Source organism: Oleiphilus sp. HI0132 (assembly GCF_001635845.1).
Window position 1 is genome coordinate 1 of record NZ_LWGJ01000759.1, and the last position, 9,732, is coordinate 9,732.

Genomic DNA, 9,732 nt, shown 5'->3' on the forward strand with positions numbered 1-9,732 from the left:
CGCCCAGCTCACCGGAGGAGCAAAATTGGCGTGACTTTTTGCTCCAGCAAAAAGCGCGACACATTTTGCGGAGTCCGGTGGAGCTGCTTGTTATAGCTTTTATTGGTATTCAAATTTGGTTTTAGCCTCACCAGTTTCATTTATAGTTAGTGTAAATGACTTCCAATCACCGCCAGTATGCGATTTCATAACTGAGTGAAGCTTAGGCACAACGGTATAGAGCCGCTCTCTTTCAGGTTTTACAAGTGCCTTTGAGACCCTTTTACCATCAATTACATAACTAAATTTGGATCCTATTGAACTACTACCATCTTCTGAAGTGTGATATTTAAACTCACACGAAAGAGATTCATACCCTAGCTCACTGCTTATCATCATGAGTTCGCTCAACTCATTCAATAGTGATACTTGCTCATCCATAATATTCATAAATCACCATTCCTGCTATAACGCCGCGTTAACCGCGCGAGCCGAAGGCGAGTCCGGTTGAACGCTTGGTTAGAATTTCTTTATTTAGTACGTTTTAACTTCAAAATACTTTATTTTCTTGTTTTCAATAACTGGATCGATCACGTATATATTCCCAGCTTCCAGCCGCGCGATGATATTATTATCTTCTACTCTAGTTCGCTCCATTTCTGCGTATGCTTCAGAGCTTGCTACAATGGCACCAGTATCAACGCTTGCCCCCATGGCTCCGCCAGCAACACCTCCTGCAATAGCTCCTGCGATATATGCACCTTCATTGTACTTGTGACTGGTTACCTCAATTTCATACTCTCCGGGTTTGACATATAACCATCGTTTAGACTTTCCAGAAAGTTTTTCGCCATTAATTGACTTAAGTAACACTGTATAAATTGTTCCAGCCCTTTGTCCTTCACTGTATGTATACAAGATTGCTGACTCGCTTTTAGGGGTATTCTTTGAGACGTTGAAATAGCTAGAGGCACACGAACTAAGCAAGCTAGCGAGTATTGTTATTGAAAGTAGCTTGATCATCTTAATTTAACTCCAAATAATCCTGAGAAACATTATCCACTATAGAGGCAATATCGTCTCCAACATCGTCCGAACTCATAAATGGAATCATAGAAAACCCAGCCATTTGATACATATGACTTGAATACAAATGGCTAGACACAATTTGACCATTTTCAAATCGGTTAATTTTTACGAGCACATCGAAATCGGTGCTAATCATAGGTAGAACAAAAACTGACAAGCCACACCAAACTGCAGATAAATACGAAAGGGGATCAAAGTCACGACTTTCATCACCTGCGGTATTATCAACAATAGAAACAATTTCAAGATAACTCTGAGGAAGCTCATCTTTCTCAGAGAGAAATTTTGCTTTTATACCTTTTTTAGAAAAGCTTTCTTGGAGTGCATCTGCAACTAGCGTGTTAACCGTTGAATAGTCAGACCAATTGGCATAACTATTAATCTTAAGAAATACAGAATCACCAGTGTTAAATGTAGTTTGATCACCTTGAACATATTCTTCTTGGAAAGAACTTGAGGAAAAATGAGCGCAAGCTGGTAAAAGAGCAGAACAAACAGCAATGAAAATTAATATTCGTATTTTTTTAATCACTAATACTTCCTTTTGTGGATGATGCCTAAAAATTCTAACAGTTTCTTATACGGAATCCATAATTTACCTTATTAGGCGGCGTCCGTATAATCCATATTTGAAATTTACAAAGGATTGTAAATAAAGCATAAGGAAATAGATATGTCTCAGGTCACGGATGATCGAGAAAAACGTTTTTGGAACAACTATATAGCTCAACTTTCTGAGCGCAATATCAAGCCCGCTCTGTTCCAGTGGTATGTGCGTCATTGTGAGCAGTTTATTCGGTATTATACGGACGTCCGGCTTAAGGAACATACCGATCAAAGTGTTCAGGATTACTTCTCAAACTTACTTGAGAGTAACAAGCTCAAGGCTTGGCAGAAGCGTCAGGTGGTTGATGCGATTCATTGTTTGTTTCTAAGTATTCATTCCCCCTTTTGTAAGCAGGTTGATTGGGATTATTGGAAAATGTCGTGCAAAGAGTTGGAGGCTGATCATGTCTCGAATGCGCGAAATAATACGCCTGTTGTAACAGGTCGAAGCAAAAATATGGACTTGGAGGGCAGTGCAAATGCACCAGAAGTCGAGAAGTTAATCTATCAGGTGCGTGCTAAGGGGTACAGTATTCGCACCGAAAAGACTTATGTCCATTGGGTTAATCGCTTCTTAAAGTTCTGTTCTAATAGTCACACCCAAGGTAACTCTGCCAGAGATGTGATTGACTATCTTTCATTTTTGGCTGTTGATAAGGGTGTGTCGAGTTCAACGCAGGCGCTTGCGCTGAATGCAATAGTCTTTTACTTCAAAATGGTTTTAAACCTTGAGCTTGGTGATGTTAGCCAATTCGTCAAGGCAAAAAAACGTCAGAAGTTGCCGGTTGTCTTGTCTGCCGATGAAGTAAACGAAATATTAGCCGAACTACAAGGGGTTCAATTGCTACTGGTATCATTGCTCTATGGCTGTGGTCTAAGGTTGATGGAGGCGATTCGGCTTAGAGTTCAAGATATCGATTTTGCGTATCAGCAAATTATCATACGCAATGCCAAAGGGAATAAGGAAAGGGTGGTGCCGCTTCCTGCTAAAATTCAAGGGTCACTAAAAGCGCACTTGAAAGACGTAAAAGCGATGCATGAAACCGATTTAAAGGAAGGTTATGGTAGTGTTTATATGCCAGCCGAATTAGTTAGGAAGTATGGCAAAAATGACCAGCTATGGATTTGGCAATATGTGTTTCCTAGTGCCAAATTATCGCTCGACCCCAAGTCGAAAGCAGTGCGCAGGCACCATTTACACGAGTCGACCTTGCAGAAGTCGGTCAGGTACTGCGCTCGAAAGCTCGGGATTGCAAAGCGTGTTACCTGTCATACCTTTCGTCACAGTTTTGCCACGCATCATTTGGAACGCGGGATGGATATTAGAATGCTGCAAGAACTATTGGGGCATTCCGACGTTGCCACGACGATGATTTATACCCACACAGCTAATTTCTCTAAGGGCAAGACTTCTAGTCCGTTGGACTTTCTTTAGTGCTAACCTGCAAAGAACTAATCCTAACCTGGTCTCCCTGTATCACCTCTAAGCCGAAAGCCCCGCAGTGAGAACAAGCATCGTATAGGTGCTTGATTTCACTTTGTTTCTGGCAGCTTCCGCATAGGCCAATACCTGAAGGGCGGGATAGGATTAACTTCGCATTGTCTGCAATGGAGCCTTTCATCACGGCGTCAAAACAAAACTGCATAGCTTCTGCCTCGACATGGCTTAGTTGACCGACCTCTAAATAAACGGCTTCAACCAAGTTGAAGTGCTCGGCTTCGGCTTGTTCTTCAATGAGTTCACGCATACTTTCCGCAAGTGATAGCTCATGCATGCTCGCTAATCCACTTGGTAGTGAACGCGAGGGCTTTATCTAAATTGCCTTGGGCGCGCGGGCTCAGTGTCTCGTCAAAGACATCAAATTCGTAGCCGCGAATTGCCAGAATAAAGGCTTCGGGTTTTGTCTCATATAAGGTATGGCACAATTGCAGAACCGACTCAGGTTGAAGCTGATGGCTGCCCAGGCTTTGTTGATCATTAGCGCTGGCTTCATTAAACGAAAAGGGTGGGGAAGAGTCTAAACTCGCGTCTACAAATACCACCGTGTCGTACTGTGTAATGTCGTAAGCGTCTTCGACGGTGAGTTGGTAGTTTGAAGAAAGGCTTACTTTATCAGCAAGTATTGAGTCATCTTCGAGTGCTTTAATAAGCGCCGGGCCGAGGCCATCATCTTGTCTGCCAGGGTTGCCGTAGCCAATAAAGAGTATCTTCTTAATCATCTAGATCTTGCTCATCTAGTGTTGGCCATCTACAAACTGGCTGTTACTGTCGATCAGTTTATTTTCATGATCAAACAGCTCCACCTTGAGCGGCATTTGGCCGAGCGCATGGGTTGCACAAGATAAACATGGGTCGTAAGCGCGAACGGCCACTTCGATATGATTGAGCATGCCTTCCGATATTTTGTTCTTGCCTGAAATATATTTTCGGGCGACATCGGTCACTGCTTTGTTCATGGCGGTATTGTTATGGGTTGTCGAGACAATCAAGTTGCAGTAGGTGACTTGGTCATTCTCATTGACTTTGTAATGGTGGAATAAAGAGCCTCTCGGCGCTTCGATTACGGCTATCCCTTCTTCACGACGATCGCCGGTTAGTTTGAGATCCGTACCCATAATATCCGGGTCAAGAAGTAGTTCTTTGATCTTTTCGACACAGTGAAGGACTTCTATCATTCGTGCCCAGTGATAGGCCAAAGACATATGAGCAGGCTTATGTTGGGAGAACTCTTTGAATTCTTCATGACGAGCATTGGCCAAGGGGGTGTCGATAAAGCTGACTGTATTCATGCGAGCCAGTGGGCCGACCCGATACCAACCGTCAACATTGCCCCGGCTCTTGATAAAGGGGAACTTCATGTACGACCAGGGTTTTACTTCTTCTTTGATAAAATCATCGAAGTGCCGGTAATCCATTTGGTCAAAGATCAAGTTGCCGTTGGCGTCAATTGCGCGAAGCTGGCCATCGTATAAATCTAAAGCGCCGTCATCACGAACCAGTGACATATGACTAGACTTAAAGTTGGCGAAGCTTTCTACCAGCCCTAGGTGCTCAAGTGTATAGTTGCGCGTAATATCGACCGCTTCTTGTGACCACTCAATCATCTGATCGATATCTTGTAGTAGTTTGTCTCGTTCTTGAACTGAAAGACTCTTACTGATGCCGCCCGGAATGGCTGTGTTGCCATGAATTTTTTTACCTGCGGTGTACTGAATAACTTCTTGTCCGTACTTGCGCATTAATACGCCTTTCTTGGCCAGGTCAGGAAAGGCTTTAATGACTTCAAAGATATTGCGCTTTTTAGCGGGAGCAGAAAAACCAAAGAGCAGGTCAGGTGAACTGAGATGGAAGAAGTGGAGTACGTTGCTCTGCATAATCTGGCCGTAGTGCATTAGGCGGCGCATTTTTTCGGCGGTGGGCGTGAGTTGGTCAACACCGACAATCATATCCATAGCTTTTGCGGCTGCTAAGTGATGACTTACCGGGCAGATGCCACACAAGCGCTGAACGATGACAGGCACTTCCCAAAGTAATCGGCCCTGGATAAAGCGCTCAAAGCCTCTGAACTCGACAATATGTAAGCGCGCTTCAGACACCTGGTTTTGTTCATCGAGGTGAATCGTCACTTTGCCGTGACCCTCGACTCGCGTTAGGGGTTCTATTTCTACGATCCGAGCTTTTGTTTTTTTCATCTTTTCAGCCCTTGAATTAGTCAAACTTGATCAGTGAATAATCAAGCGAAGGTGGCTCGCCTTTGATCAAGGCTGTTAAAGCACTCCATAGCGCATCGCCAGAAGGTGGACAACCTGGAATCTGGTAGTCAACTTTGACCACATCGACGCAGGTGTAAACCTTGTCGAGCAGCAAAGGTAGAGCTGGGTCATTTGGTATCTGGTTTTCTGGGTTGAGTACCTTGGGCGTGGTATAGGCTTCGTCCAGGCATTCTCTTAGCGGATCATCGGAATGCATAATGGCATTTCGCATGACCGGCAAACCGCCCATGATGGCGCATTGCCCAACGGCAAAAAGTATGTCGCAGTTCTCTCTGAATTCACGAAGCACATGGACGTTATCTTCATTACAGCAGCCGCCTTCAATGAGGCCAATGTCGCAACGGCGTGTGAACTTTTTGACATCGTTTAAAGGGCTGCGATCAAACTCGGCCAGTTCCATTAGTTCGATTATTCTTTCATCAATATCCAGCAACGACATATGACAGCCAAAGCAACCTGCCAGAGAGGTGGTGGCAATACGCTTCTTTCTCATTTTGTACTGTCCTCTTTGCCGGTTTCAGGCTGGTATTGTCGTACTTCGATATCTGAGCCAATTATATGGCTGTCGTATTGACGCTCGCCAACGGGGGCGAAAAAGCCATCGTTCTTTCGAATAATACAGCCAACCGGACAAACCTCTAACGACATGGCATAGTCGTTAATATCGGCATTGGTATCAGCAAGGCAGTCGCCATTCACACCAATACGTTTATGGATACCGCGACCCACGTATTCAAAGACATGCTTGTCGTCAACGTCTCGTGAGGCTCGAATACAACGGCCACAGAGTATGCAGCGGTTGTTATCTAATGCGATATCCGGGTGCGAAGCATCAACCGGGCGTGAGGGCTGTAAGTATGGGAAGTCTGATGCCTGAGACAAACCAAGGCGATAGGCGGTTGCTTGTAGTTCGCAGCGTCCACTAGCTTCGCAGATAGGACAGAGATGATTGCCTTCATGAAATAACATTCTGACCAAATCTTTGCGATAGCCTGTTACTTCCTGGCTTTCATTTTCAATAATTGCACCGTTTTCGATAGGTTGTGTGCAGGCGGCAACGACCCGGCCATTCATTTTGACAGAGCAAACTCGGCAGCTACCTTGGGGAACAAGGCCTTCAGAATCGCATAGCCGAGGAATGTAGATACCTTGTGCCTCACAGGCAGACATTATCGACTGCCCCTCAAGGGCTTCGACTTTCTTGCCGTCGATGGTAAAGCTAAGTCGCTTTTCTTCTTGGTTCATCATTTTTGCTCCCTGTCGTCATGGTCGTATCGCGGGTCAAAATAATCGATCGCCGTTTAGCGATAATACGCGATTCATTCAATGCACTTTGAATATCAAAACCTGCCTGACGACCATCCGGGTGGTCTTTTAGTAATGCCGCGTACACTAAAGGGAAGTTTTCAATTGTCGATAAAATAGGTTTAGGGGACGTATGCCCAAGCCCGCAGCGACTGGTTTGAATAATGGTATTGCCGAGGCTTTGCAAAGACTCCAGGTCCTTGCTCTCGCCCTGGCCGAGCATGATTTTCTCAAGCCCTTTCTTTAAAAACACATTACCGACTCTGCATGGCGTGCAGTAGCCACAGCTTTCTTCAATAAAGAAGTGCATAAAGTAATTGACGATATCGAGAATATTACGTTGCGCCGAGAAAATCATGATAGCCCCTGCTGTAGGTAAATCCTCAAAACATAAGCGCCGGTTAAAGTCGATACGCGCAATCATTTCGCCACTGGCACCACCTACCTGGACAGCTTCTGCATCAATAGCACCAGCTAAGTCGAGTGCATCGGAGACGCTAATACCATGCTCAACTTCATAGATGCCAGGGCGCTCGCAGTCGCCGCAAATACTGAGCAGCTTGCTACCTTTGCTGTGCTCGGTGCCAAGAGACTGAAACCACTCAGCACCTTTGTCCAGAATATGAGGCACGTTGCAGAAGGTTTCGACGTTGTTCACCACTGTTGGATAACCCAAGTAGCCTTTCTGCGCAGGGAAAGGTGGTTTGTTTTTTGGTTCTCCGCGTTGTCCTTCGCATGAGCTGATCAGAGAGCTTTCTTCGCCGCAAATATAGGCACCTGCACCAAGTTGGATGCGGATATCGAAGGAAAAGCGTGTTCCGGTTGACTCGTCAATAAGCATGTCTTGGCCGAGCAGGGCTTCTCGACGTCGTTCTTCCAATACGCTATTTAGGTAGGGCAGCAGGTAACGATATTCAGCGCGCAAATAGAGAATGCCATGCTCACTACCAATTGCGTAGGCGGCGATAGTCATACCCTCTATTAAGAGGTGAGCGCGCTCTGTTAGCAATACTCTATCTTTAAAGGTGCCGGGCTCGCCTTCGTCGGCATTACAAATGACATAACGTTTTTCAGCCGGTGTTTGGGCTGCAAATTGCCATTTGCGCGCGATTTGAAAACCCGCGCCGCCGCGACCTCTTAGATCGGAGCGGAGTAACTCATCAATAATCTCGTCGGGGCTTTTTGAGAGGCATTTAGCCAAAGCTTGCGCTAAAGGAGGCTCACTTAGTAATACCGGGCCAGATTGCTGAATATTGTTATTTACCATGCTCCGTACTAGTGAGTGGCTGTTATTTCCATCGCCTGTTTTACCGCCGAATACCGATAAACACGTGTCATGAATTCGGGTGGATAGTGCTCTCCAGTTATCGGATTCAGATGCTTTGAGTGTACGTTTTAGTGCGTTAACTAAACGTTTCACTTTGCTTGGTGTTAACGAGGTGACGACGTGCTCGTTAATCAGGGCGGCAGGGGCTTGGTCACTCATGCCTATGCAGGGCGTGAGGTGGAGTGAAAACTTCCCATCCAGAGTCGTGTTGCCAACAGGGATCCCTAATGCCAACTCAAAGGCCTGCAGAATTTCCGCGCTCCCCTTATGCTGGTCGATTATATCTTCACTCAGGTGAATGATGATTTTTCCTTGAGGGCTAGTTTTGAAAAAACTATAGAAACTCGCGACCCCTTCAACAACGACTCGGTGACTGTTGGTTTTTTCTGCGACTAACTTCATTGAGTCGCCACTGATCCAACCTAAGGTGTTTTGTATCGCCCAAAGGATATCAATCATTCGCTTGGGATTGTTATCAAAGCCTTGGCAGATTTCAGAAATACGAAGCTGGTTTTCCATAAGCAGACTACTGAGTTGTTATTTTCTTGGTACAGCCATGAAGTTAAATAGTGTAGTTCTTATTAAGTATTCCTTGCTAGCCTTGCTGAGTAAATAGCTGATCTTGATCCAGGTTAATTCTTCGGCAAAAAGCTATGAAGAAAGTTTTATATGTTATGTCGAGATTTATCAGCAGGAATGATAAGCTGATCAAAAAATAACATCTTTTTAGCGAAATGAGCGATGGTTACTTTCAAAAACTTTGGTTGCTCGATACGATATGTTCATATAGCAACATTTATGAGTATTTTAGGGCAAGGTAAGAAAGCCTTTTTTCACTGACTCAAAATATTCATTGATAATAAAAACAAAATGAAAGGTTAACTATGGGCGCTTTAAATATAGCCAAAATCGGGCACCGAAACTTACGTACTGAATATCAGACTTCGGGTGAGGTCTTTATCCCTATCGCGCGTGTTAAGCCGCTAGTTAAAATCCTCATGATGAATAAGGTAGATCTGAGGTCCTTGTTAAAAGATACAGGGCTTCAGTTTCAGGATTTATCCGAGACTGATCAGACGATAAATTTTCTTCAGTACAAGCAGCTGATTATTAATGCGAGGCGTTTGCTTCCTCATCATCCTTTTGCACTTTACTTGGGAGAGCAGAGTTTTCTGCATCATGATGGAGTACTCGCGGCTCGAATTATGAGTAGTGAGAATGTTCAGCAAGCGATGGAACTTCTGACCAAGTATCAACCTTTATTTACACAGATACTGGGTTTCAAGTTTGAAATGCAAAAATCTGGATTGGGAGTGTTAACCCTGACGCCTAAACAAGACTTGGGTGACGCGCTACCTTATTTTATGGAATTCACCTGCTCTGTAATTTACTCCTTAGGGCGCTTTTTTATGGGGGGCGTTGAGCTGGATGACCATGATAAAGCGGGCCAGATACACTTTTCCTTCGATCAACCGAAGGTAATTGAGGCTTACGACGAGTTCTTTTCGGTGCCGGTATTTTTTAATCAGGATCAGAATCGAATTGTTTTGTCTGAAGCCTTGCTTAAGCAGCCTCTGGTTTTCTACAACAAAGATTCGGCCCAGTTAAATGAACAATGTTGTCAGGAGCGTTTGAGTGAAGTTTGCCCTGAT

Annotated in this window: 11 protein-coding genes; 2 read left to right on the forward strand and 9 right to left on the reverse strand. The window is 44.6% G+C overall.

Annotated features, from left to right (window positions below):
- Positions 1–99 precede the first annotated feature (99 nt).
- From A3766_RS08940 to A3766_RS08950, 3 genes are all read right to left on the reverse strand, one after another.
- Positions 100–429, reverse strand: a complete 330-nt coding sequence (locus A3766_RS08940) for an immunity protein YezG family protein (protein WP_068510496.1) — start codon at positions 427–429, stop codon at positions 100–102.
- 84 nt (positions 430–513) lie between these two features.
- A complete protein-coding gene (locus A3766_RS08945; RefSeq protein WP_068553631.1) occupies positions 514–1,002 on the reverse strand; it encodes a hypothetical protein in 489 nt (162 codons plus the stop codon).
- Position 1,003: 1 nt separating this feature from the next.
- Entirely contained in the window at positions 1,004–1,600 is a 597-nt protein-coding gene (locus tag A3766_RS08950) for a hypothetical protein (protein WP_068553632.1), read from the reverse strand.
- 141 nt (positions 1,601–1,741) lie between these two features.
- Between A3766_RS08950 and A3766_RS08955 the strand changes: the two genes are divergently transcribed.
- The gene (locus A3766_RS08955) at positions 1,742–3,109 is read left to right on the forward strand and encodes an integron integrase (RefSeq protein WP_068511670.1); all 1,368 of its coding nucleotides are present in this window, start codon (positions 1,742–1,744) and stop codon (positions 3,107–3,109) included.
- On the opposite strand, the gene hypA is transcribed toward A3766_RS08955, so the two are convergent.
- Genes hypA through A3766_RS08985 form a run of 6 tightly spaced genes read right to left on the reverse strand, consistent with a single transcriptional unit; the run spans position 3,087 to position 8,599 of the window.
- A complete protein-coding gene (hypA, locus tag A3766_RS08960; protein WP_068511667.1) occupies positions 3,087–3,449 on the reverse strand; it encodes a hydrogenase maturation nickel metallochaperone HypA in 363 nt (120 codons plus the stop codon). The genes A3766_RS08955 and hypA overlap by 23 nt on opposite strands.
- Positions 3,442–3,894: a hydrogenase maturation protease gene (locus A3766_RS08965; RefSeq protein WP_068511665.1), complete on the reverse strand. Its 453-nt coding sequence runs from the start codon at positions 3,892–3,894 to the stop codon at positions 3,442–3,444. Before A3766_RS08965 ends, hypA begins: the two co-directional genes overlap by 8 nt.
- 15 nt (positions 3,895–3,909) lie before the next feature.
- Positions 3,910–5,367, reverse strand: a complete 1,458-nt coding sequence (locus tag A3766_RS08970) for a Ni/Fe hydrogenase subunit alpha (protein ID WP_068511663.1) — start codon at positions 5,365–5,367, stop codon at positions 3,910–3,912.
- Between the two features lie 16 nt (positions 5,368–5,383).
- Positions 5,384–5,941 carry an NADP oxidoreductase gene (locus tag A3766_RS08975; protein WP_068511660.1) on the reverse strand — a complete coding sequence of 186 codons (558 nt, stop codon included), beginning with the start codon at positions 5,939–5,941 and terminating at the stop codon, positions 5,384–5,386.
- Positions 5,938–6,696 (reverse strand): 2Fe-2S iron-sulfur cluster-binding protein, encoded by a 759-nt coding sequence (locus A3766_RS08980; RefSeq protein WP_068632966.1) that lies wholly within the window; start codon positions 6,694–6,696, stop codon positions 5,938–5,940. Before A3766_RS08980 ends, A3766_RS08975 begins: the two co-directional genes overlap by 4 nt.
- Complete coding sequence (locus A3766_RS08985; RefSeq protein ID WP_068516153.1) at positions 6,668–8,599, reverse strand: NAD(P)H-dependent oxidoreductase subunit E; 1,932 nt, start codon at positions 8,597–8,599, stop codon at positions 6,668–6,670. The genes A3766_RS08980 and A3766_RS08985 overlap by 29 nt, the downstream gene beginning before the upstream one ends.
- A gap of 365 nt (positions 8,600–8,964) precedes the next feature.
- On the opposite strand from A3766_RS08985, the gene A3766_RS08990 reads away from it, so the two are divergent.
- Positions 8,965–9,732: AraC family transcriptional regulator (locus A3766_RS08990; protein WP_156508805.1), on the forward strand; the 768-nt coding region annotated here is incomplete at its 3' end.

What these genes read in the sequence shown, in the direction of transcription:
- A3766_RS08940 (WP_068510496.1), bottom strand. Translation starts at nt 429, where the DNA reads ATGAATATTATGGATGAGCAAGTATCACTATTGAATGAGTTGAGCGAA.
- A3766_RS08945 (WP_068553631.1), bottom strand. Translation starts at nt 1,002, where the DNA reads ATGATCAAGCTACTTTCAATAACAATACTCGCTAGCTTGCTTAGTTCG.
- A3766_RS08955 (WP_068511670.1), top strand. Translation starts at nt 1,742, where the DNA reads ATGTCTCAGGTCACGGATGATCGAGAAAAACGTTTTTGGAACAACTAT.
- hypA (WP_068511667.1), bottom strand. Translation starts at nt 3,449, where the DNA reads ATGCATGAGCTATCACTTGCGGAAAGTATGCGTGAACTCATTGAAGAA.
- A3766_RS08965 (WP_068511665.1), bottom strand. Translation starts at nt 3,894, where the DNA reads ATGATTAAGAAGATACTCTTTATTGGCTACGGCAACCCTGGCAGACAA.
- A3766_RS08970 (WP_068511663.1), bottom strand. Translation starts at nt 5,367, where the DNA reads ATGAAAAAAACAAAAGCTCGGATCGTAGAAATAGAACCCCTAACGCGA.
- A3766_RS08975 (WP_068511660.1), bottom strand. Translation starts at nt 5,941, where the DNA reads ATGAGAAAGAAGCGTATTGCCACCACCTCTCTGGCAGGTTGCTTTGGC.
- A3766_RS08980 (WP_068632966.1), bottom strand. Translation starts at nt 6,696, where the DNA reads ATGATGAACCAAGAAGAAAAGCGACTTAGCTTTACCATCGACGGCAAG.
- A3766_RS08985 (WP_068516153.1), bottom strand. Translation starts at nt 8,599, where the DNA reads ATGGAAAACCAGCTTCGTATTTCTGAAATCTGCCAAGGCTTTGATAAC.